Source organism: Nonomuraea jabiensis, from assembly GCF_014204795.1.
GTDB classification, from domain to species: Bacteria; Actinomycetota; Actinomycetes; order Streptosporangiales; family Streptosporangiaceae; genus Nonomuraea; species Nonomuraea jabiensis.
Genome location: NZ_JACHMB010000001.1, coordinates 3762949 through 3784410 on the forward strand (window position 1 = coordinate 3762949; position 21462 = coordinate 3784410).

Annotated in this window: 23 protein-coding genes; 16 read left to right on the forward strand and 7 right to left on the reverse strand. The window is 67.0% G+C overall.

Annotated elements, in window-relative coordinates; translation table 11 throughout:
- Window positions 1-34 precede the first annotated feature (34 nt).
- Window positions 35-1444 carry a purine-cytosine permease family protein gene (locus tag HD596_RS17105; protein ID WP_185070240.1) on the reverse strand — a complete coding sequence of 470 codons (1410 nt, stop codon included), beginning with the start codon at window positions 1442-1444 and terminating at the stop codon, window positions 35-37.
- Window positions 1445-1511: 67 nt separating this feature from the next.
- On the opposite strand from HD596_RS17105, the gene HD596_RS17110 reads away from it, so the two are divergent.
- The 3 genes from HD596_RS17110 (at window position 1512) to HD596_RS17120 (ending at window position 4020) form a co-directional block, all read left to right on the forward strand.
- Window positions 1512-2903, forward strand: a complete 1392-nt coding sequence (locus tag HD596_RS17110; RefSeq protein WP_185070242.1) for an MFS transporter — start codon at window positions 1512-1514, stop codon at window positions 2901-2903.
- A gap of 109 nt (window positions 2904-3012) precedes the next feature.
- Window positions 3013-3402 (forward strand): hypothetical protein, encoded by a 390-nt coding sequence (locus HD596_RS17115; RefSeq protein WP_185070243.1) that lies wholly within the window; start codon window positions 3013-3015, stop codon window positions 3400-3402.
- 201 nt (window positions 3403-3603) lie between these two features.
- Complete coding sequence (locus tag HD596_RS17120) at window positions 3604-4020, forward strand: hypothetical protein (RefSeq protein ID WP_221519367.1); 417 nt, start codon at window positions 3604-3606, stop codon at window positions 4018-4020.
- A 47-nt stretch (window positions 4021-4067) separates the two neighbouring features.
- On the opposite strand, the gene HD596_RS17125 is transcribed toward HD596_RS17120, so the two are convergent.
- Window positions 4068-4679, reverse strand: a complete 612-nt coding sequence (locus HD596_RS17125) for a GNAT family N-acetyltransferase (protein WP_185070245.1) — start codon at window positions 4677-4679, stop codon at window positions 4068-4070.
- A 120-nt stretch (window positions 4680-4799) separates the two neighbouring features.
- On the opposite strand from HD596_RS17125, the gene HD596_RS17130 reads away from it, so the two are divergent.
- Together HD596_RS17130 and HD596_RS17135 are read left to right on the forward strand one after the other, a co-directional pair.
- Window positions 4800-5396 (forward strand): RNA polymerase sigma factor, encoded by a 597-nt coding sequence (locus HD596_RS17130; RefSeq protein WP_185070247.1) that lies wholly within the window; start codon window positions 4800-4802, stop codon window positions 5394-5396.
- The gene (locus HD596_RS17135; protein WP_185070249.1) at window positions 5389-6597 is read left to right on the forward strand and encodes a CU044_5270 family protein; all 1209 of its coding nucleotides are present in this window, start codon (window positions 5389-5391) and stop codon (window positions 6595-6597) included. The genes HD596_RS17130 and HD596_RS17135 overlap by 8 nt, the downstream gene beginning before the upstream one ends.
- Window positions 6598-6807: 210 nt before the next feature.
- On the opposite strand, the gene HD596_RS61785 is transcribed toward HD596_RS17135, so the two are convergent.
- Entirely contained in the window at window positions 6808-7056 is a 249-nt protein-coding gene (locus HD596_RS61785) for a hypothetical protein (RefSeq protein ID WP_246554522.1), read from the reverse strand.
- 150 nt (window positions 7057-7206) lie between these two features.
- Here HD596_RS61785 and HD596_RS61790 point away from each other — a divergent pair, with 150 nt between their 5' ends.
- Window positions 7207-7695: an NUDIX domain-containing protein gene (locus tag HD596_RS61790; protein ID WP_185070253.1), complete on the forward strand. Its 489-nt coding sequence runs from the start codon at window positions 7207-7209 to the stop codon at window positions 7693-7695.
- Window positions 7696-7702: 7 nt separating this feature from the next.
- Here the strand turns inward: HD596_RS61790 and HD596_RS17150 are convergent, their stop codons facing one another.
- Both HD596_RS17150 and HD596_RS17155 read right to left on the reverse strand, forming a co-directional pair.
- Window positions 7703-8545, reverse strand: coding sequence for a PHP domain-containing protein (locus tag HD596_RS17150; protein WP_185070255.1), 843 nt, complete (start codon window positions 8543-8545; stop codon window positions 7703-7705).
- Between the two features lie 12 nt (window positions 8546-8557).
- Window positions 8558-9520: an MBL fold metallo-hydrolase gene (locus HD596_RS17155; protein WP_185070256.1), complete on the reverse strand. Its 963-nt coding sequence runs from the start codon at window positions 9518-9520 to the stop codon at window positions 8558-8560.
- 451 nt (window positions 9521-9971) lie between these two features.
- Between HD596_RS17155 and HD596_RS65655 the strand changes: the two genes are divergently transcribed.
- Entirely contained in the window at window positions 9972-10406 is a 435-nt protein-coding gene (locus tag HD596_RS65655; protein WP_376776145.1) for a family 20 glycosylhydrolase, read from the forward strand.
- Between the two features lie 777 nt (window positions 10407-11183).
- Here HD596_RS65655 and HD596_RS17165 read toward each other — a convergent pair.
- Entirely contained in the window at window positions 11184-11639 is a 456-nt protein-coding gene (locus HD596_RS17165) for a hypothetical protein (RefSeq protein WP_185070257.1), read from the reverse strand.
- 470 nt (window positions 11640-12109) lie between these two features.
- Here HD596_RS17165 and HD596_RS17170 point away from each other — a divergent pair, with 470 nt between their 5' ends.
- Window positions 12110-12745, forward strand: a complete 636-nt coding sequence (locus HD596_RS17170) for a hypothetical protein (RefSeq protein WP_185070259.1) — start codon at window positions 12110-12112, stop codon at window positions 12743-12745.
- 975 nt (window positions 12746-13720) lie between these two features.
- Window positions 13721-14095, forward strand: coding sequence for an STAS domain-containing protein (locus HD596_RS17175; RefSeq protein ID WP_185070262.1), 375 nt, complete (start codon window positions 13721-13723; stop codon window positions 14093-14095).
- Window positions 14096-14453: 358 nt separating this feature from the next.
- On the opposite strand, the gene HD596_RS17180 is transcribed toward HD596_RS17175, so the two are convergent.
- Window positions 14454-15047, reverse strand: a complete 594-nt coding sequence (locus HD596_RS17180) for a hypothetical protein (RefSeq protein ID WP_185070263.1) — start codon at window positions 15045-15047, stop codon at window positions 14454-14456.
- A gap of 223 nt (window positions 15048-15270) precedes the next feature.
- Here HD596_RS17180 and HD596_RS17185 point away from each other — a divergent pair, with 223 nt between their 5' ends.
- The 7 genes from HD596_RS17185 to HD596_RS65665 all read left to right on the forward strand — a co-directional run bounded on the left by HD596_RS17185 (window position 15271) and on the right by HD596_RS65665 (window position 21432).
- Window positions 15271-15771: a hypothetical protein gene (locus HD596_RS17185; protein ID WP_185070265.1), complete on the forward strand. Its 501-nt coding sequence runs from the start codon at window positions 15271-15273 to the stop codon at window positions 15769-15771.
- Window positions 15768-16055 carry a hypothetical protein gene (locus HD596_RS17190; protein ID WP_185070267.1) on the forward strand — a complete coding sequence of 96 codons (288 nt, stop codon included), beginning with the start codon at window positions 15768-15770 and terminating at the stop codon, window positions 16053-16055. The genes HD596_RS17185 and HD596_RS17190 overlap by 4 nt, the downstream gene beginning before the upstream one ends.
- A gap of 985 nt (window positions 16056-17040) precedes the next feature.
- Window positions 17041-17664 (forward strand): hypothetical protein, encoded by a 624-nt coding sequence (locus tag HD596_RS17195; protein ID WP_185070269.1) that lies wholly within the window; start codon window positions 17041-17043, stop codon window positions 17662-17664.
- 299 nt (window positions 17665-17963) lie between these two features.
- Complete coding sequence (locus HD596_RS17200; protein ID WP_185070271.1) at window positions 17964-19040, forward strand: IS110 family RNA-guided transposase; 1077 nt, start codon at window positions 17964-17966, stop codon at window positions 19038-19040.
- 359 nt (window positions 19041-19399) lie between these two features.
- On the forward strand, window positions 19400-20026 hold the full coding sequence (locus tag HD596_RS17205; protein WP_185070273.1) for a hypothetical protein: 627 nt from the start codon (window positions 19400-19402) through the stop codon (window positions 20024-20026).
- A gap of 898 nt (window positions 20027-20924) precedes the next feature.
- Window positions 20925-21197 carry a S1 RNA-binding domain-containing protein gene (locus tag HD596_RS65660; protein ID WP_376776146.1) on the forward strand — a complete coding sequence of 91 codons (273 nt, stop codon included), beginning with the start codon at window positions 20925-20927 and terminating at the stop codon, window positions 21195-21197.
- A complete protein-coding gene (locus HD596_RS65665) occupies window positions 21127-21432 on the forward strand; it encodes a UTRA domain-containing protein (protein WP_185070277.1) in 306 nt (101 codons plus the stop codon). Before HD596_RS65660 ends, HD596_RS65665 begins: the two co-directional genes overlap by 71 nt.
- Window positions 21433-21462 lie beyond the last annotated feature (30 nt).

Below are 21462 nucleotides of genomic sequence, written 5' to 3' on the forward strand. Positions count from 1 at the left end.
TACTCACCAAGAGTAACAACAGGACCCGGCGCCGTCACGCCTCCCGGCGCCGCCCGGCGAAGGCGGTGATCAGGAGGTACAGCAGCCCGGCCAGCACGAGGGCGATGACCACGCCGATGTTCGCCCCGCCGAACGTGCCCGCCTTCATCTCGTCGCTCATCAGGAAGCCGACGATCCTGGCGATGTTCGGGTCCGCCGACTTGATCAGCCCGAGACCCACGGCCGACGCCACGACCAGCGACACCAGCCCGGCCCAGTTGAACGCGGGCGCGCCCGGCCGCAGCAGCCGCTCGTCATAGGTCCTGCCGCCCGCGCGCAGCCGCCACATGTCCACCAGGAAGATCGCCACCCAGGCCGCCATCACCACTCCGATGATCGCCAGGAACGCCTGGAAGGTGCCGAGGAAGCTGCTGGAGACGAACAGCAGGTAGTAGCCGCCGAGCACCATGAGCACGCCGTCGATCAGCACCGCGTAGTGCCGCCTGACCGGCACGCCGAGCGCCAGCATCGACAGCCCGGACGAGTAGATGTCCATGATCGCCCCGGCCAGGAAACCGCCGATGGCGGTCAGCAGGTACGGCAGCAGGAACCACGTCGGCAGCGCCTGGGCCAGCGCGCCCACCGGGTCGCCCCCGGCGGCCTCGGCCAGCTTCGGATCGCCGCCCGCCAGCAGCACGCCGAACACGAGCAGCACCATGGGCGGCACCGCGCCCCCCAGCGTCGTCCACAGCGCCACCGACCTCGCCCGGGAGTTCGCGGGCAGGTAGCGGGAGTAGTCGGCGCCGCAGTTGACCCAGCCCAGGCCCAGCAGCGTCATGGCGAAGACGACCCCGCCGACCCACTCGCCGGGGCCGGCGCCGCCCTTCAGCGACCCGCCGAGCTTCGGCAGCATGAGGGCCATGTAGACGACGGTCAGCACGACGAACGCGTACGTCAGGTACCGCTGGACCGCCATGATCATGGCGTGGCCGTACACGCCGACCGCGATCACCACGACGGCCGCGACGGCGAAGCACACGGCGGTGGCCGTGGTGGCGGGCACGCCGGGCGCGACCCGCGCCAGGATCGCCGCGCCGCTCTGCGCGGAGAGCGTGACGAGCACGATCTCCCAGCCGACGTTCGAGATGTACGACAGAGCAGCGGGCAGCTTGTTCCCCTGGTACCCGAACGGCGCCCGTCCCAGCGTCATCGTCGGCACGCCCGACCGCGTCCCCGCGACCGCGACCAGGCCCACCAGCAGGAACGACAGCGCGTACCCGACCGCCCCGGTGATGATCGCGGGGATCACGCCCAGGCCGAGACCGACCATGTACACGCCGAAGGCGACACCGAACAGGGAGAGGTTGGAGCCGGCCCACGGCCAGAAGAGATCCCCCGGCCGGCCGCGCCGCTCGGCCTCGGGGACCGCGTTGATGCCGTTCTGCTCGACGGTCATCGTGTCCATGATCGGACGTTACTCGCCTCATACCCGGTAAGAGAACCCTCAGCGGGCCTCTGAGAGTCTGGACGGCATGAGCGCGGAGACCGGGTTCGGCAGGCGGCGGCAGGCGCTGGCCGTGTGCCTGGTGTCGGCGTTCATGACCGGCCTGGACGTGAGCATCGTCAACGTGGCGCTGCCGTCGATCCGCGCCGGCCTGCAGGCGACGGAGGACGGCCTGCAGTGGACGGTCTCCGGCTACGCGCTGACGTTCGGCCTGCTGCTGGTCCCGGCCGGGCGCATGGGGGACGCCAGGAGTCGCAGGACGCTGTTCATGGGGGGCGTGGCGCTGTTCACGCTCGCCAGCGCGGCGTGCGGCTTCGCCTGGGACATGAACGTGCTGATCGCGGCCAGGCTCGTGCAGGGCATGGCGGCCGGAACGGTGAACCCGCAGGTGTCGGGGCTGATCCAGCAGATGTTCGAGCGGCACGAGCGGGGCCGGGCGTTCGGGGCCCTGGGCGCCACCATCGGCCTGTCCACGGCCGCCGGGCCGCTGATCGGCGGCGCCCTGGTCACCCTGTCCGGGCCCGAGCTGGGGTGGCGGTGGGTGTTCCTGGTGAACGTGCCGATCGGGCTGGCCCTGCTGCCCCTGGCCTGGCGGGTGCTGCCGGCCCCGCGGCAGGACGTGCCGCGGCGGCGGGAGAGCATGGACCCGGTGGGCGTGCTCCTCCTCGGCATCGGGGTGGCGGGGCTGCTGCTGCCCTTCATCCAGCGCCACCAGTGGGAGGGGAACGCCAAATGGCTGATCGTCCCCGCCGCGCTCCTGATCCTGGGCGGCTTCGTGACGTGGGAGCGGTTCTACCCCCGTGAGCCTCTCGTGGACCTGGCGCTGTTCAGGAAACGCTCCTATCGCCTCGGCACGGCCATAGGGCTGTTCTACTTCGCCGGATTCACCGGCATCTTCTTCATCTTCACCCTGTACCTGCAGAGCGGCCTCCGCTACAGCCCCCTGCTGGCGGGCCTGTCGATCACGCCGTTCGCCCTCGGCTCGGCCTCGGCCAGCGTGGTGGGCGGGCGGCTGGTGTCCCGCGCGGGGCGCCTCGTGGTGGTCATCGGCCTGGTCACGGTGATCGCCGGCCTGTCGGCGACCATGGCCGCCACCGCGCTGGTGCCGGGGCCCGGCGCGGGCCTGGCCACCGCCCTGCCCCTGCTGGTCGCGGGCATCGGCAGCGGCCTGGTCATCTCGCCCAACCAGGCCATCACCCTGTCGGAGGTGCCGCCCGAGGGCGGCGGGAGCGCCGCGGGGGTCCTGCAGACGGGCCAGCGGCTGGGCTCGGCGATCGGCATCGCGACGGCCGGCTCCACGTTCTTCGGCGCGCTCGGCACGGACTGGGCGACCGCCTTCCGTCACGGCCTGATGGTGGTCCTGCTGTTCGTCGCCATCGCCCTGTCGGCCGCCGTGTACGACCTCGCCCGCCCGCGTTAGCACCTCCGCTCGGGACCCCTCCCGGCGTACATCCGGTACAAAGGCCTCAGCCGCGGCCGATCTGCGCGAGCACGGCGTACGGGCCGCTACAGCCGACGAAAGGGAGACCATGCACCCCCGGAAGGCCATCACCGCCCTGACCCTCGCCTGCGCCATGGTCGCGACCCCGGCCGCCTCTGCTTCTGCCGCCGCCTCCGCCTCCGCCTCCGCCAAGCCGAACCTGCGGGCCTGTTACGACGGGAAGTGCAAGTTCACGTTCACGAGGGGCGTGAACTTCCGCATCTCCAGCAGGTACTACGGCTTCTCCAGGGTGTACGTCTCCAAGGAGTACATGGGCGGCATGTTCAACCAGGACATGGTCGTCGTGCGGGCCCCCGGCATGACCTCGTCACTGGGGGAGGGCGCCCGGGGGGAGTTCCGGTACGGGAAGAAGCGCACGCTCAACTTCCGCGTCTTGTCGATCACCGATCGGGGGGCGACGATCCGTTTCGAAGGCTGACCGTCAGCCGAAGCAGTAGTCGTTGACGTAGGCGTTCCCGTTCGCCAGGGTAGCGCTCATCGTCTCCGCCACGATCACGCGATCGCCCGCCGCGTGGACGCCGCGGAACTCGACGGAGAGCGGACCGGCGGAAATCGGACCTCATCACCGGCACCGGGTCGGCTAGGCTCCGACGCGGAGGTGGGCACCATACCGACGAGGTTGCGGAAGCTCTACGCGGACGGGCGGGAGTTCGTGTGGAAGGGCGAGGTCCACCACGTGTCCGGCGGGCGCGACTGTCACAGGTGCGTCCGCCTGCGGGTCTGGGGCGCCGGGAAGAACAGCCGCGTGCTCCAGGCGGACCTGCTGTCGAAGGCGGTCCTGCCGTGGGGCTGCGCGAGCGACAGCTCCTACCCCACTCCGAAGGACGTGCGGGAGGTCATCGACCATGCGCTGACGCACGGCTGGGACCCTGACGCCGCCGGCGGGGTCTTCTTGCTGAGCGAGGACGGGCACGCCGCCGAGTTCGAGCTGGCCGGCTTCCTCCTCACCGACCGCCTCAGGGACGAGGGGGCGCCGGACCCGACCGCCCGCGTGCTCAGCGCCTTCGACCGCGCGACCGGCTCGCCCGCGCCGTGAGCCGTCTTCGGGATCCTCAGGCTCTATGGCCGTAGCGGGCCTGCGCCCTATCCGTTGGCCAGGGCTTTGACGCCTTCGGGCGTCCAGGCGTACTCGATCACGGGCAGCTCGATTCCGCCGGGCACGCGCTCCCAGAAGTCCCGCGTGGCGCTGCCGCCGCATCGCTCGTAGAAGGCGATGGCCGGGGCGTTGTCCCTGAGCACCTCCAGGTAGACCGCCTTGCCGGGGTGGTGGGTGGCTGCCCAGCCGAAGGCGCGGGTCATGAGCAGGCGTCCGATGCCGGAGCGTTTGCGGGCGGGGCGGACGTGGAGGTTGTCGAGCAGGATCCGGCCGTCGGGCTGCGCGATCAGGTAGGCGAAACCCTGCAGCGTGTCGTCCTGCTCGGCGAGCAGCAGGTGGGAGGCGTTCTCCAAGGTGCTCGGCCCGCTGCTCGGCCCGCTGCTCGGCCCGCTGGTTGGCTGGCTGGTCGGACCGCTGCTCGGCTGGCTGGTCGGCTCGCTGGAGGGGAGCCGGGCGGCCCAGAGCGCCTTGCGGTCCTCCAGGAGCGGGCCGTCGAGGAAGGAGGCGGGCATGATCCCGGAATAGGCCGTCTGCCAGCTCTCGGTGTGCAACGCCGCGATGAGGTCGGCGTCGCGCGGTGCCCCCGTCCTGAATTGCATGGGTCAGAGCATGCCATAGCCGCACATACGGTAACTCCGCGGTTGGCGTCGCGCGGCTGCGAAGTGGATCGGGCTCTGCGACGGACTAATGGTGTACCTGAAAGAAGGGACGCCATGCGGATGACCGCTCCCCCCAATACACCCGGCAGACTTGACGACGCCGTGCTCATCGAGCAGTCACGGCATCGGCCCGAGTCCTTCGCCACGCTGTACGACCGCCACTTCGGCGACATCTACCGCTACGTCGCCGCGCGGGTCGGACCGCAGGCCGCCGACGATCTGGCCTCCGAGACGTTCCTGGTCGCGTTCCGCAAGCGACATAGCTTCGATCCCCATCGTGGCGCCGTACGCCACTGGTTGTACGGGATCGCCACCAACCTCCTCGCCGACCACCGCCGCAGCGAGACCCGGAGGCTGGAGGCGCTGGCCAGGGTGCCGATGGACAACCCGGCCGAAGGCGAGCACGCGGACCGCGTGGCGGCGCAGGTGACCGCGGCAGGTGCCCAGCGCCGGCTCGCCACAGAGCTCAGCCGGCTGCCTGACGGCGAGCGGGACGTGCTGCTTCTCGTGGCGTACGGCGATCTCAGTTACGAGGAGATCGCGCAAGCCCTCGACATCCCCTCGGGCACCGTGGCCTCCCGGCTCAACCGGGTGCGCAGAAGGCTGCGCGCGGCGCTGGGCGACATCACTGCCGAACTCGGAGGATCTGATGAATGAGCTGCATGATGACCAGGGCTCCGGCGATCTGGTCGAGCCGCGCCATGTGGAGGCGGTCGTCCGCCTCTTGGGGTCTCATGAACCCTCGCTCGACGCGGTCGTGGCGGGCCGTGACCGGCTGCTCGCCGAAGCGGCTGCGACCACCACGGTCGAGGCTCCCGTACGTACGCGGAAGAGGCGGCGAGGCCGGCTGGTCGGCGCCGCGCTGGGCCTGGCCGTGGCCGCCACGGTAGCGGTCGTCGCGCCCGCGATGCTGTCCGACAGCACGGTCTCCGTCGTGCCTCGGCCCGGTACGTCGTCCCCGGCGGCCGTACCGACTGCCCGGCAGATCCTGCTCGCGGCTGCCGTCGCCGTGGAGAAGGCCCGTGCGAGCGGCGACTATTGGCGTACGGCGACGCTCACGCAGTGGATGTTGACCGACCCCACGCGCAGCTACGTGCTCGAGAGCGAGCGGTCTGGGGAACAGTGGCTGGCGAAGCGGTCCGATCTGCAGAGCTGGCGCATCCGGCAGGATCTCGGCGTCAAGCCCGCGACCCCGCAGGACGAGGCGGCCTGGCGGGCAGCGGGGGCGCCCACCAGCTGGCGATACCCCAAGAACATGAAGACGGAGAACCTGTTCGCGGTCCCGTTCAAGCCGCTGGAGGCGGCGGCAGGCGAGCGAACCGCCGAACGGCTTCACGGCAAGGGGAAGGGAACGGCCGGTGACCTGGTAGGGGAGTGGATGACCTGGGAAGAGGTGCGCGCGATCCCGGGCGAACCCGACAAGCTCCGGAGCTACCTGGAAGAGCGCATCGGCCGACTGGAGCTGGCTGGATCCGGGATGGACGTGGAGGAGGCGAGGGCGTACATCCTTCTGCGAGAGTGTGTGGGCATCATCAGTGGTCTGCCGGCATCGCCCGAGGTTCGTGCATCCGCGTACCGGATCCTTGCGTCTCTGCCCGGCATACGGGCTGAGGGGGAGATGACAGATCCGCTGGGGCGGCGGGGGCAGGCGCTCAGCTATCAGGAGGAGATAGAGCCAGGCCTGTTCACCCAGGTTCGGCTCGTGGTCGATCCCGGTACCGGCCTGCTTCTCGCCGAGGTGAGAACGAACACCACCAGGCTCGCGAACGGGCGGGAGGCGGAGCTCCGCGTCTCCACCTCGTACCGGGCGATCGGCTGGACCGACGAACGCCCCCAACTGCCCACACACCAGGACTGAACCGCTCATCGGCCGCCGCGGCCGGATAGTCACCTGGCCGGCCCCCGAGAGCGCCTTGGCCTCCGAGAGCGCCTTGGCCTTCGGGTTGGGTTCTCGAAGGCCAAGGCGCTGGAGTCCCGAACGGCACCCGGACGAGCGCGTTTCTGGCCCCCCGCCCCCTTGGAGGAGCTCCTGCTCGGCGGCGTTGCCAGGGAGCCGTGGCGCGAGGCGCTACTTGAGGATCTCGAGGTGGTAGTCCGACTGCTTGTGCGACCAGTGCTCACCCGTCAGTTTGCGGCACCGCCAGCTCCCCTGCCACTGCTTGCCGTCGACCATGCACTTGTTGTAGCCCGTGGTGGTGAGCGGATAGGCCGCGACGTACTCCCAGACGTCGGCGCCGGCCGGAGCCGGAACGAACGCGCCGACGGCTGCCGCCGCCGAGACCGTGACCGCCACGGTCCTGACCTTGTTCCACAACATGAAGCCACTCATCCTTTCTCGATTGCGCGGGAAGCCTGGCAGCCGGGGCTTCCGTGTCTCTTCTCCGTTGCTTCCGGCCACCTTGTCGTGGCCGAGCCGACGGTTAACACACAGCGGCTCAGCGCCGGTTACAGCGTTAGCCTCGTGATCGTGACGACCCGAAACTCGCATTGCTCCTTCTGCGGCACGGCGTACGTCCCGGGCCAGGAGTGGCCGCGGACCTGCGCCGAGTGCGGCAACACCAGCTACCTCAATCCGCTGCCTGTCGCCGTGATGGTGCTGCCCGTGGACGAGGGACTGCTGGTGGTCCGCCGTGACGTCGAGCCGCACCGCGGCGAGCTCGCCCTGCCCGGCGGCTTCATCGACATGGGCGAATCCTGGCAGCAGGCGGCGGCCCGTGAGCTTCGGGAGGAGACGGGCATCCTCGTCGCGGCGGACGACGTCCGGCTGTTCGACGTGCTCAGCGCCCCCGACGGCACGGTGCTGATCTTCGGTCTGGGGCCGCGTACGAGCTCGGCCACCCTCCCGCCGGTGACGGCCACGGCCGAAACGACGGAGTGGCTGGTGATCGACCGGCCGCAGGAGCTGGCGTTCCCGCTGCACACGGGGATCGTGGCGGAGTACTTCGCCGCGGAGTGACCCTCGGTCAGCCCGTACGCGTCCAGAAGTCATGGGGGTGACGGCCGGGCCGGAAACCGTGAGCCTCGACCATGGCCGTCGCCTCGTCGAAGCGGTGTGCGATCCCGGTCGGGTCGTGGGCATCGCTCCCGAAGGTGACCGCGTCCCCGCCTTCGTCGCGCCACCAGCGAACGATCTCGGGATGGAGCGGCCCCCGCGTGTTGACCTCCAGAGCCCGGCCGCTGTCGGCGAGCGCGTGCAGGGCATGGCGGAACTCGTCCTGGAACGTGTTCGGATCGAACGGCCCGGCCTGCGCCGGCCAGTAGCGAAGCGGGTAGTCGATGTGGGCGAGCACCCCGAAGGCGTCCGAGCTCTTGATCAGCCGAGGTATCTCCGCCAGGTACTCCCGGAGCACCTCCGCGGCCGGTCGCTGCCGGTACAGGTACGGCGGCTCGGAGAACTGCCGCCCCACCGGCAGGCAGTGCAGCGAGCCGAGCACCCGGTCGAACTCCCCGGCGCCGAGCAGTCGCGCGACCTCGTCGCCGTACCAATGCGGTTCGCCTAATTCCACCCCGGTGATGATGCGCAGGCTCGGAAACCGATCGCGGCAGCGCCGCACGCACTCCAGATATCCGCCGGAATCGAATCCCGGCGGAACCAGCTTTCCGTCCGGCGTGACGAACGGCTTGAGATGCGCGTATTCGTCGAGGTCGTCGGCAAGAACCAGGGAGGCCGTGAAATCCACGTGCTCGGTGAACGCGACCGCGCGCAGCCCCGACTCCACCGCCCGCGCGCAGGTCCGCTCCATCGAGCCGCCCGGCGCGTCCCACGACCACTCGCTGTGAACATGACTGTCCGCAGGCAGCACCACGGCCTCACTCTCTCATATCGTGGACTGGTGCTGCTCGGGCAGCTGGCTCTCCGAATGCGCCCACACCAGGACGTTGTCGTGCCGTTCCCGCTGGAAGAAGGCGACCACCTCCTGATCGGAGTGGCGCAGGCTGAAATGGGTCAGCACGAACAGCGTGTCCGAATGCGCCTCGACCACGGGTTTGAGCCGGCTCCACACCGTGTGCCCGACCCGATCGGCGCGAGGCAGCTCGCTGTCGTGGAGAAAAGTGCACTCGGTGATGATGACCGGATAGGTGAACAGCCAGGGATTCCGCTCGAACACCGACACATGCGTATCGCCGAGGAAGGCGAAAAGAGGGCGGCGTACCTGCCGGTCGACCTCCACGCCTTCTCGCCGTTTCTGCGCAATGATCTGGCCGAACGCCGCGCCGCGTCCGTCCCGGACGAGTTCGTCGCGCAGGTCCTGGAATTCGGGCAGCAGTTCCTTGACGTTCTCACTGAACGCGTAGCCCACGCAGGGCACCTTGTGCTCGCATCGCACCACCCGCACGTGGTGGCCACGGGAGCCGAAGGTGAATTCGTCGTCCTGCCGCACGCCGTGCAGACGATAAGCCGGGGCCAGCGCCGGATCGTACGGGGCTGCGTGATTCAGCTCGGCGGACGCACGCAGAAAAGCCTCCACATAGGGCAGCGCCTCGGCGGGCAGGTAGATGTCGGCGCCGGATGGCCTGGCGGCGAGATAGTCGAGATCCTTGGCGTGGTCGTGGTGCGTGTGCGTCAAGAAAACCGTCTCGGGCTGCCGCCCTTCGCACAACCCGGCGTCGAGAGCGCACCGCAGCTCCGGTATGTGGAAGAAGGTCTTGTCGTTCGCCCGGGAGTAGCCGGTGAGGGTGAACGCGGTGCCGGGGATCCGCCATGTCTTCCACTGCCGGAAAGGATGCCCTTTCACCAGCAGATCCGGATGCTCGGCCTGCCGTTGGGAGGTCTGTGTCATCGGGTACGCCTTCCAGAGGTTCGGACGTGGCTTGATGGCTGCTGGCCAGGTTCGCGGTCCGTCGGCGAAATTTCCAGCGGATATCCCCACCGGGGGCCGGCTGCCTTTCCTCATGCCGCCGACCGAGCGCAGAACAGGCCGCTGACGCTCGCACCGGGCCTGATTCCCGCACCGGGCCTGATTCCCGCACCGGGCCGGATCGTCCACGGCGCAGGCGCGCATCAGGGAATCGGGATTCAAGGACGAGGACGGGCTCCAGCCCTGGCTGATCGGCCACTTCAACCGCTGGCCCGCCGGCGCCCGCCGGGCCCGCTGGCTGCCCCGCCGGCCCCCCGGGCCCCCGGCCCCCGGGCTCCCGGGCCCTCCGGGAGGCGACAGGTCCCCACAGGGCGACCCCCATGTACTTGTCGGCGACGAGAGCGGTCTGCCCGTCGGCGTTGGGCGCCGTCTCATCGGCTGGGACGAGATCTTGGCGGGCGGCCCGGCGGAGAGCGCCGCCGTCGCGTACCGGCGGTGGTACACGGGCGGCATCGCCGCAGCCGAGACCGGACACAAGGTGGTGACGTGCCCCCAGCAGGAGGTCCACCTCGACCACGTCCAGTCCCACGATGCCCGGGAGCCCGCGCCGTTCGGACGGGTGCACACGCTGGAGGACGTCTACGTTTCGAGCCCGTACCACCCCGACCAGCGGGAACGGCTCATGCGGCCCAAGTCATCAGGAAGTCGTCGAAAATCGCGGGCGAGTGGACTACCTGGCGTTTCCCCGGCTGGTCGCCTTCGCGGAAGTGGCTTCGTCGAACCTGCCGGCTCCCGACGAGCGCGACTTCGACGACTTCGAGCGCCGGATGAACGCGGCACACTACGCCCCTGGACACCCTGGGCATAGCCCACCGCCCACCCGACGGACCCCGCCCGACGGACCCCGCCCACGACAGCAACACCCCGGCATCCCTGGGCGCCTGCCTGGACACCCTGGGCGTCGCCTACCGCCCACCCGACGGGCCCCGGCCGACGGACACCGCCCACGACAGCAACGCCCCGGCATCCCCGGACGCCCGCACAACACACCTCGGCGAACCTGGCGGATGGCCTGACCCGGTAATCCCGACCGACCAGCTCCCTGAGGAGGCGCCGCTCAATCAGGCAAGGTGGCTGAACATCGGTCGGTGGCCGCGCCTGCGCGGACGGTCGCGATCCTCTTGCGCCTCACTCACACCTGACCGACCGAGCCGACCAACGAACGCCTGACGAAGTCGGCCCCGCCCATCCGTACTCGAGAATGTCCCGCTCTGCATGGCATAGGCTGCGATCGCGGCCTCGCCGGTAGCTCCAGGGACGGCTCCGATCCGCCGAAACGCTTCGCCGGGAGGCAACCCCTCGCACGAAGGTCAGGCACAGCTGTGCCGCGCCATCGCCATCAGCGCACTCCTCCGCCAGCCACGCACTTTGTCCTTACGACCAAAGGCCACCTCCCAGACCGGGCAACGTCCCGCCAGGCTTCCCGAAGCGGTGCACTGTCGGCGTGGCAATTGCAAGCGTCTTGTCCCGCAGCGGCGCCGAAATACGCCCAGTTCGCACCCTGCGAGGGACGGCGCCGAGCTCCTGCTCTCGTGGTACCGGCGAGCGTGTCCCACAGAAGCAGATGGCTCGTGATGATGAGCGATCAGGTGTCGTAGAGCCCGTCCCAGGGTGCATAGAACCCAAGGTTGTCGGGGTAAAGCTCCGCGCACTCCTCGCCCTCATGATCCTCCAGGACCAGCCCGAACACCACGCCATCAAATTCCAGCCGAAACGGACGAACGGCGATATCGCCGAACTCGAGTCCGGGCAACTCGGCAAGCCATTCGCTCAGCCGTCGATCTGCGGCGTCTACCGACTCCCTGTGCCTGTCATCGGCTCCGGTGCATTCGATGCGCGAGTCAAGATAGTGACCTTCAGGGCTGAAGCGGTGAAGAACGGCATACCACCGCTTATGGGATAACCAATCCTCTGTTCTCGAGTAGCCCTCCCGAAAGGCAGGCACAACCCCGCCAAGGAACTGACCGTCGCGCCACTGGCCGATGCGGTCGGTGTGATAGTCGGGCTCGTGTGAAATCGGGATAACCTCGGGATACGTCACGCCCCGAACCGTAGCCGCCCCGTACGACAATCTCCCGTCCTACCTGCCCAGCACCCGGACCCGCTGCAAGGTCGGTTCGACATGGCCTTCCCACGCAGCCGCTACGTCGCATCCCGAGCAATCAACAGCAGCCAAGAGCACCACTGGCGAGGTGGCCTGATATTCAGCGGGGCCGCAGGAAGCAAAACTTCCCGCGGCCCCGGTCTTCCACTCACGCGACATGGTTGGAAGAGCTCCAGCGTACTGTTCCAAGTCGATCCCTGGCGATGAGCCGCACCGCATCATCTTCGACAGGACAACGGTCTTCAAACCGGCCGCGACACAGACCCCAACATCAATACCCTGACCCCCGCAAAAAGGGGCACACGGTACACACCGCACTCTGAACACTCCAGCTCACCCGCCCTCTTGGCCGAGCCGCACACCACAATTTCGGTTGCCTGTCTCCATAAGATCGGCAACACTGCAGCGTGCACTCCCACGAGCAGGCCCGGCAGTTCGCCGACGAGTTGATGGGCCGCATCTACGTGGCATTGCGCGACGGGACCCTCGACGCCGAACCTGTCATCGCGCTGGCCTGCTTGCTGGAGGAAACCGGCAGAAGCACCCCCGCCACCCGTGAACTCCTTGAACGCGCGGCCGCTGATCTGACAACGACCGACGTGACCCGCCTGGGCAAGAAGCTCCTCCGTGACGCCCGATTCGAGCCGACCTTCGCCCTCGAACCGAGCATGTGGGTGGCGTTGGAGCAGGCACTGAAGCTCGTCGAGCGCGACGTCCGCAGCACGGGAATCACCGGACCCCTCCGACTGGTCATCCCTGACTGGGACGACAGCGGTCACGCCTGGGTGGAGTTCCGGGGCGGTTGCCAGGGCAACGGCATCTGGCCCACCCAGGGAAGCAATGCTCAGAAGGCGCTCGTGAGCATCGCGGACGCTACCCAAGAAGTGATCATGGAGATGCTCTGGAAGGTCTGGCCCGTCTGCCCCGCCCATGATCGAGGCCTACGCGCCGAACTGGAACACAAAGCCGCTGGTTGGCGATGCACCGGCGACGGAACCCACACAGTGGCGCGAGTCGGCGAACTGCTTCCCGAACACCGTTGACACACCTGGCCGCCGTCCTGGAACTCCCGCCGACCGCCCCAGGAACAGGCACAGATACAACTGCGGCCACCCTTGAGCCACACAGCTGAATATCGGCATACTTCTCGCTCTGCCGGCACCGGTTACCTCGAGCGGCGTGGTGACACGGAAGCGCCCTCAGACTCGATCAGCGCCGCACGGCGAAGCCTTACCTGCCGGGTCATACGGACGATCATCACGCGAGCGTCTGCGACCTTGACCATCGCGGCGGACCTGGCCGCGTGCTCACCCGAGGCTCCGGCAACTTGCCCCCCGATCACATCCACGCCCGTTCATGCGCCTAAACCCGCTCACCGACTCCGACGAAGCCGCCACTGAAGCCGCCGGAAAATACCGAGTGGGCTGCGACACGGTGAAGGCCCGCAATTGCAACGGCGACAGCTAAGCCGACCTCGCCATCGGTGCGTCCGAGCCATGGCGGGGCGGGTACGTATCGTCTCGTACGGGGGAACCGACGAACTCACCACGCGTCGCCACAATCGTTCGGCGACTCGCTGCAGTTGTCGGACTTGAGTAGCCCTTGCACTCGCGATCCCGACCGACGGCAGTGGCCGTACTGCCAGGCTCGTCCGATGGCGTGAACACGGTGAAGCGCATGTTCATCAACCCCGACCAGGGCACCCCGCCCAGGCAGGACATCGGTTCGCCCGCGCATTGAATTGAGCCCGCCCCAACCCAAATCACCACTCACTGCAGGCTCGCCTAACGGCACGCTATCTCGCACGACGATCAGCCCGCGACCCGGCGCTCCTTGCGGGATGTATGAGGAACAACCTCGACCTTTGGGCTGCTCCCCTTCTCCCGGGTTGGTGACGGACGGGATGACCAAGCTTCCACTTCAGTTACCCACAGCCCTGCCCCAGCACGGCAATTATCCCGAAGTCGAAATCCCGCGAGGCAGAATGGAGGGCAATCGGCAGAGACGGGGGTTGCAGCATGAGCGAGCAACCTGGCACTGCGCTGGAGATTCATGGGGCGCTGCACGATTGGTATGCGATCCTGCACGTGAGCGGTGAGTTCTGCCACGATGCTCGCTTAAGGGCTCGTCTTCGCGATGCGATGGCGGCGCTGCCCATGCCGGATCCGCCTTATCTGGTCCTCGACCTTGCCGGCGTCGCCTCTTGGGACAACTGGACCATCGGAGCGGTTCTTTCGAGCGCGAAGCGGGTGATGACAGGTGGCGGAGCGCTGGTCATCGCGTCAGCTCCCGCTGACCTGCTGGCGCACTGTCGACAGATAAGACTGGACCGGGCGTTAAGGTTCCGCGAGTCGGTGGAGTCGGCCGTGGAGCAGCTGCGCTCTGATGCGTGACCGGTGGGCGGCGCTCGGCCAGCGAGTTCGGTGGGCACGACGTGGTGATGCCGCGGCGATGCACCGCCCGGGAACGGCACCTCCTGCCGCACACTCATACTCATGAGCGGTGGCGCTTGCTACCTCCAGGAACTGAGCTGCACGGAGCTGAAGGAATTGTCCGCAATCGCCATGGCAACAGCGCCGATCATGGACCCAGTACCTGCGAGCGGGGTGCAGATCGCGAGTTCTCCGCCCCTGCCCCGCCGTAGACCGCTTGAACAGAGCGCTGTCACGAAGCAACGGCGCGGGATAGGCTCCGGTGGCCGGGCATTCATGCGGAGCACGGCATTCTGCCGGACTCGCGGTGGCCAACCACTTACCCACCGCCCCAGCCGCCTTCGTAGCTGTACCAACGGTCCTGCAAGTAGCTGTAGCTCTCGCCGTACTTACCGGCTATATCGTTCGGCTCGCCGGTGGGCAGCCAGATAAAACCTTTGTTGTCGTCAAGAAACCAGTCCCGTACGCTGAACTGCGCACTGCCGGGGCGCTCTTCCCAGGTGACGCCGTCGCGGTACTGCGATCCGTCGCACACGTAGTACAGACCGGCCCATTGGCAGGGCTCTTTGCCGCTGGGACTTACAGCCACGGCTTTGGCGTAGGCTTCCATACTCGGTTTGGAGATGGTGAAGCGAATCCAGAACGGCGCATCGGTGACGAGCGCGAGCATGACGCCGCCTGCGATGAAGAAGGGCAGAACCCACCGGTACTTCAGGCCCTCTGTCAGAGTTCCCTTGTGTTCGGCCCACACCATCCGGATTGCCCAATATGCGAGCAGGAGAACGCCGACGGGAATCGCGAGGAGGAACATCTCGAACTTGTCCCAGTACGGGTAGCTGGCCCATATCAAGCTGACGGCGGCCACGGCCGAGAATACGATCAGAAACGGTAATCCGGGCGGTTTGCTGATCACGGCGCCACCCTAGCGGCATCAGTGACACCACGCAGCCGGCAAGCCTGGCATCAGACGGCGGTGCGGCGCTTGGCCGCCGAGTTCGGCGCGTGCGGCGCGATGGCGCCACGGAGCGGGATGATCAGTTTCCACGCCATGCTGTCCACGGACCCCAGACTCTCGCGCTGATCACCCAGGGTCAGATATCCCGCTCGGAGGCGAGTTCTAAGGGATGCTGAGCGCTGTGCCGGACTTGTTGTGGGATGACGTGAAGGTTCTCTTCGACCCCGAGGTCAGCGGAGCGTTGCCTGACGTGGTCGTAGAGGGGACGACTGTCGAGGACTGGCAGGCGGTGCTGGATCTCGTTCGGGCGCAGGGTTGGCAGTACGCCTACTCGGTGGGCGGCGAGCCCATGGAGCTTTCTTCGGTTGCCGACATGGTGGCGGCCGCCTACGGCGGTGGCATGCCGGAGTTGAGGGTCACGCCCGAGCTGAGAGTCTGGCCGATCCCCGAAGTGTTGATGATCTTCCGGATGTATCAGACTGAGTCCATTGACTTCGATGTCAATCTCGGAGAGTTGCAGGGGCAGGAGCGGTTGGATGTCCTGGTGGATGTCTTCCACGCGATCGGACGGCGTCTCGGAAAGCCCGTGTGGATGAGCGCGGAGGGATCTCCTGGCCACCCGGATCTTGTGTTCGATGTCGAAGCCGACCGGGTGGTGCTGGCGTTTGATCCGGGCGTGTGACGACTGTTGAAGGACTTGGGGCTGGGATTCATGCCATCCCGCAGACTCGGGCCGCGCACCGGCGCCTTGATGGTGGCCGTACGGCAATCGGCGCACCGGGTCTGCACTTCTATGATCTCCATCGCCCCGGCAGCATGATCGCGGCAGCCTCAGGTGCAGGGCTGAAGGACCTCATGGCACGCATAGGCCACGACAACGTCCGGGCCGCGTTGATCCATCAGCACACCGTCCGGGGAGCCGACAAGCTGATCATCGAAGCCATCGACAACCATCTCATCAGGTAAGAGAGAACGGAGGGTACAGGCGGGGTGACACGGACGACGCCCCCGTTCTGACCGCGGTGAGCTGTATGAGATGCCTTCCCTGGTTCACGAGATCAGGACTGCGGCCAGCGCCCGTCGCGGCCGACTTGGGCTCTCATACCGAGAGCGAGTGACGGGAACCGAACCCGCTGAGCAGGAGAAAGGCTGACCTGGGCAGATGCCGGTCGAGTGACCGTGAGTCTCCGTGATTCCCCACTTGTCGCCGTCCGAACGGACACGCAACGGGCACGCTGAACGCTTCCACTGAGATCTGGCCAGCTGTTGCTGTGTCACCCACCCTCGGACATGCCTGATTCGCCTCGGACGTGGACAATGCGATCAGGCGTTCCGAGGGCAGCAGTACGGACTCTGCCCTCGATAAGACCCTGGCCTGTGTCTGCGAATAGAAATCTATGCGCGTAGACCTGCCCAAGCAGGAGCCAGTCGTAGCGAACGACCGGACGTCTCCAGATGGTTTCGAACCAATCGGCCGTGATCGCTGCCAACTCCGCAGGACGACCAGACCCTGTGAAGGCGAGGGGCGTTGGTTCGGTGGGGAAGGTCAGCAACTGGTTGTGGAACTGGTCGCCGCGAATCGTGGATCCATCGAGGTAAGCGCCTACCGTCATAAGGCTGAGGTGCAATCCAGGGGCCGGCAGATCCGCGTAGACAAGGAGCTTGCCGAAGGATGTCTCTCCCGGCTGGGGCGATACACGTAAGCAGCGTAGTCCGGAAGCAGTACTTCAGCATCATCCGGTGTCAGTGACCACGACGCTGCGCATTCTCTCAACGCGTTGATGAAAGCAGCCTGGACCTCATCGGGCTCGTCATCATCGTCAAGTCGAACCCATCCGTTCTCGGCCGTAGGGCACTCTAGATCAGAGCGTGTCCGTCCGACCGTCTGCGAGAAGACGTTCCGGCGCGCGATCAAGAAGGCAACGATCTAAATCATGTCTAGCCTGTCGGCGTGGGCACTGACATCTACGGCTACATCGAGGCTCGCCACCCGCGCGCTGACGAGGACTGGTACGACGGGGATGTATGGGCGGTGTCCATGCCTCTCTACCCGCTCTATGACGGTCGTGACTATGAGTCGTTCGGCTGCCTCTTCGGTGTTCGTAACCGGCTCGGCTGGACCCCGGTCGCGGCTGGCCGTGGTCTACCTGTCGACGCGTCGGAATCTGTTCGTACGGACTATGAGGACTGCGTCCGAATCGATGCAGCCATACATAGCTGCGCGTGGGTTTCATGGGCGGAGTTGCGTGATCTGGATATGACTGTCCGTCCCGCCGCCAGGGGGGTACTTGATGTTCACTCAGGACCTGGCTCGTCGATCAGCCGGTATCGGGTCGATGACCAGTGGCCCGAGAATGTTGTGGAGGAGTACGGCATCCCGCCGTTGGGTGCCTCGCCTGTCGAGGCTCCGAAGGGTAGCTGGGAGGTTTCTGGAGCGACGCTCGAGTATGGCCCGGTGACGCGGCTGGACGCGCTGGGACCGGGCACCGGGTGGGAACACGTCTTCGGGGTCATGCAGGCGTTGGCGCTGCGGTTCGGACCGGGGGGTGTGCGATTGGTCGTCTGGTTCGACTGATAGCACCGCGAAGGCCGTGCCGGCCGTCAGCAGTACATCAAGACCCAGGCAGGGGACATCAACTGACAGTGATGATGGAGGGGTGAGCGCTTCCCGCCAGGGTCTGACCCATCAACTGACTGACCTTGAGGTCCTCAACGGGATCTGTCGGCCCTGGACGGGAAGCGCTCATCTGCACTCACCGGACGCGGCACCTGTGACTTCATAGGAGCCTGGCCAGAGGCCCCATCACTGTCTTGTCCGCGCTGCCCCGGCTGGTGCGTGCCGTCCCGCCCCCTCGGTCAGACGACAGGACGACGATGACCTCCATTACACCCGACAGCACGCCGCTCACTGAAGTCGCCGGCGGCGTGGACACCCACCAGGACACCCACACCGCGGCCGTGATCGATGGAGTCGGCCGGGTGCTGGGCACCGAGCAGTTCCCCGCCACCCCCGCCGGCTACACCGCCCTGCTCGCCTGGATGCGCGCCTTCGGGCAGCTGAGCCGGGTCGGGGTGGAAGGCACCGGCGCCTACGGAGCCGGGCTCACCCGGCTGCTGCAGGCCGAGCACATCAACGTGATCGAGATCGACCGGCCCGACCGCAAGAGCCGCCGCTTCCACGGCAAGTCCGACCCGATCGACGCCATCGCCGCCGCCAAGGCCGCCCTCGCCGGTGACCGCACCGGCACCCCGAAACGGCGCGACGGCCGCATCGAAGCGCTGCGCGCCCTGCGCATCGCCCGCCGCAGCGCCATCGACCAGCGCGCCGACACCCAACGCCGGATCAAGGCCCTGATCGTCACCGCCCCGGACGCCCTGCGCCAAAGCCTGCGGGGCCTGTCCAGCACGAAACTCATCGCCACCTGCGCCGCCCTGACCTCCGACCGCGAGGCCGCCGCCGACCCGACCACCGCCACCCAGCTCGCGCTGCGCTCCCTGGCCCGCCGCCACCAGCAGCTGTCCGCCGAGATCGCCGACCTCGACGAGCTCCTGGACGTCCTGGTGATGGCGATCAACCCACGGCTGATCGCCGCCCATGGCGTGGGCACCGAGATCGCGGGACAGCTCCTGGTCACCGCCGGCGAGAACCACGACCGGATCGGCAGCGAAGCCGCCTTCGCCATGCTCTGCGGCGTCGCGCCGATCCCGGCCTCCTCCGGCAAGACCACCCGGCACCGCCTCAACCGCGGCGGCGACCGGCAGGCCAACGCCGCCCTCTACCGCGTCGTCCTGTGCCGCCTGCGCTGGGATGCCCGCACCCGCGCCTACATGGACCGACGCACCCAAGACGGCCTGTCCAAGAAAGAGATCATCCGCTGCCTGAAGCGCTACGTCGCCCGCGAACTTTACGGACTCATCACCACAACGAACGACCAGGAACGCTCCGATTGACATCCATAGGAGCATCTTGGGCCTTCGCGCTGGGAGCGGGTGACGGGAATCGAATCCGCGCAGTCAACTTGCTCGCAGAGGGTCTGAGCTGGGGCGGAGGGCTGGTCCTAACTGACCGTGGTTGGCCTCTCTCCCCCCGTTTCAGCTCGTGATCCGCTGTGCTGGAGCTCATCCGGATGGCGGAGAACCATCGCGGTTCGCACAGGAACTGCCGTCCGCGCGGGCACGGCCCGGCGGCCTGCACGAACTCCACTCGCTCTGCTCGGGCATCTACCTCACTCGTCTAAGGCCCTACCGGCGAGTGACTCGTGGTTACAAAGGGTTGGACAGCGCCTCCGCGTGGACAAGAAGATCTCGGCATGGGAACCGACATCCACGGATTCATCGAGTGCCGCACATGGACTCCCGGTCTCGATGTCGGCGAGACCGCTTGGTGCGCGGCCATCTCGCTGAAGATGTTGGTTGGTAGAGACTACGAGGCCTTCGATTGTCTCTTCGGGGTTCGCAGCTCAGGCCGCTGGCGACCGATAGCGGCCGATCGCGGGCTCCCTCAGGATGCGTCGGAGACCACAAAAGCGGGTTTGGCGGAATGGGGGGAAGCTGCCTTCGGTGTCACGTGGTTGAACTGGGGTGAGGTCACCGCGATCGACTGGGATGAACCTGCACTTCATCCGACCAACGTAGCCCAGTACCGGCAGCTTGCCGATCAGAGCCTGGAACTCGTTTACCGCTCGGTATGGAGCCGCAGATTCGCTCGGGTAAGTGGCGTGGATACTTTGACGGTCGACCCTTATCAGGTTGCTGTGCTGTGGGATGAAGGTACCGAGTGGAGGGACAGAGACACCGTCTTCCGTGTTGAGCGTGCCACGCGCCGCCGTGCCGTACCGCCTGACAGCCTTTGGCATGGCGTATGGACAGTCATGCGTACGCTCGCGCATGTTCATGGAGACGATGCTGTCCGCTTGGTGGCCTGGTTCGAGGAGTAGAGACGGGAATCGAACCCGAGCTGTCAGCTTGGGAACTCTTTCAAGATCATGGCCCATGAGCGGGGGAGACGCTGGCCTGGCCGTATGCCGGTCGAGTGACCGTGAGTCCCCGTGACTTCCCCGTGGCAGCCAACCGAAGGGGCACAATGGGCGCGGGTTGCCTGACTCACTGGTCAGAAATCCGCACCGACGTTTTCTTGGCCGCTGAGGGAGCAGTAGTGCGAAAATTGATCTATGCGGTACTTCAGTGCGACGGGCTGGACTGCGATCTTCACCGGGACGGAGACTGAGACCGGACGCATGCGACCGGTGGAGGCATGGGATTCGGCTACTGGGGTGGCGCTTGTCGTGGATCCCCAAAGGGGTGCGCTGCGCCCCGTCACCGAGTGGCCGGACTTCTCCCACTTGGAACGGGGAGAGCGCGTTGCGAGCGTTATCCCAGGGGGCGGATGGCATGCGCACTGGAACGAGGGGTACGATGGCACGCCGGTGACTGAGGCGGTACTTGCTTGGCTGATCCATACTGATGGTGGAGCCACTGCCATCAGTGTTCAACCTGATGGCAATGTTGGCACAGCGGAGTTCGCTGATCGTATTCTCGCGCCCGGAAGGGATCTGGACTGAGTCGATTGCAGTAAGAGGCTCGGGCCTGGACCTGTGATCCTGAGCTGACCTTCTTGCTTGGAGCGGGTGACGGGAATCGAACCCGCGCTGTCAGCTTGGGAACTGCGTCGATCACGGCATGATAAGGCGCTGAGCTGGGCAACGGAGCGGCCCTGAGCGACCGTGGTTGACCCCTCGTCACCCCTCCTAACGGCCCGGCAATTGCAGCGGGTGACATCACCGTGGTTATGACAAAGTGGGCAGTGTGGACAGGCCGACGAACGATCAAGACATAGTGGAAATCTTGAGGGCGGTTCGGGTCGGCGACATCGTCTCGGGGACAATCACGCAGGTGGGACGTCCTCACGGGGCCGCGGTGAGGCTTGACGGGTGGCTGGGTCTGGCATCGGCCGAGATCGGGCCTTTGGACGTCTCCTGGTGTCGCCTGCCGGATGAGGTCATACAGGTCGGCCGGCGCGTCACTGCCGAAGTGATCGATGTCGATAAGAGGAAAGGATCGGCCTGTCGCCGGCCGCGACCGAGAATCCCGAACTCTGGGCATTCCTGAAAGGACTCCGCCCTGGCGAGGTACTCAGCGGCGAAGTGGCAGACGTGCAGGCACGGCACTTGATCACATCGTTGAGCACATCACTGCACGCAATCCGACCAAGGAGGAGTGCGCCCTGCTCGACGTCAAGAGCTCGGCCGCTCTGCTGACCGTCTACGCCGTCGCCTGCGACGCCACCGGCAAACCCTGGGGTCGTGGTCGAATCCGTGCTTCCCGGGGACCGTCGCGAGCTTGAGGACGCTCACCCCATTCGTTAGATCACGGC

Coding starts and splice junctions, on each gene's coding strand:
- HD596_RS17105 (WP_185070240.1), bottom strand. CDS start 1,444: ATGGACACGATGACCGTCGAGCAGAACGGCATCAACGCGGTCCCCGAG.
- HD596_RS61785 (WP_246554522.1), bottom strand. CDS start 7,056: ATGTTGTGGAACAAGGTCAGGACCGTGGCGGTCACGGTCTCGGCGGCG.
- HD596_RS17115 (WP_185070243.1), top strand. CDS start 3,013: ATGCACCCCCGGAAGGCCATCACCGCCCTGACCCTCGCCTGCGCCATG.
- HD596_RS17125 (WP_185070245.1), bottom strand. CDS start 4,679: ATGCAATTCAGGACGGGGGCACCGCGCGACGCCGACCTCATCGCGGCG.
- HD596_RS17110 (WP_185070242.1), top strand. CDS start 1,512: ATGAGCGCGGAGACCGGGTTCGGCAGGCGGCGGCAGGCGCTGGCCGTG.
- HD596_RS17130 (WP_185070247.1), top strand. CDS start 4,800: ATGACCGCTCCCCCCAATACACCCGGCAGACTTGACGACGCCGTGCTC.
- HD596_RS17135 (WP_185070249.1), top strand. CDS start 5,389: ATGAATGAGCTGCATGATGACCAGGGCTCCGGCGATCTGGTCGAGCCG.
- HD596_RS17175 (WP_185070262.1), top strand. CDS start 13,721: ATGAGCGAGCAACCTGGCACTGCGCTGGAGATTCATGGGGCGCTGCAC.
- HD596_RS17155 (WP_185070256.1), bottom strand. CDS start 9,520: ATGACACAGACCTCCCAACGGCAGGCCGAGCATCCGGATCTGCTGGTG.
- HD596_RS65665 (WP_185070277.1), top strand. CDS start 21,127: ATGTCGATAAGAGGAAAGGATCGGCCTGTCGCCGGCCGCGACCGAGAA.
- HD596_RS17205 (WP_185070273.1), top strand. CDS start 19,400: ATGGGAACCGACATCCACGGATTCATCGAGTGCCGCACATGGACTCCC.
- HD596_RS17200 (WP_185070271.1), top strand. CDS start 17,964: ATGACCTCCATTACACCCGACAGCACGCCGCTCACTGAAGTCGCCGGC.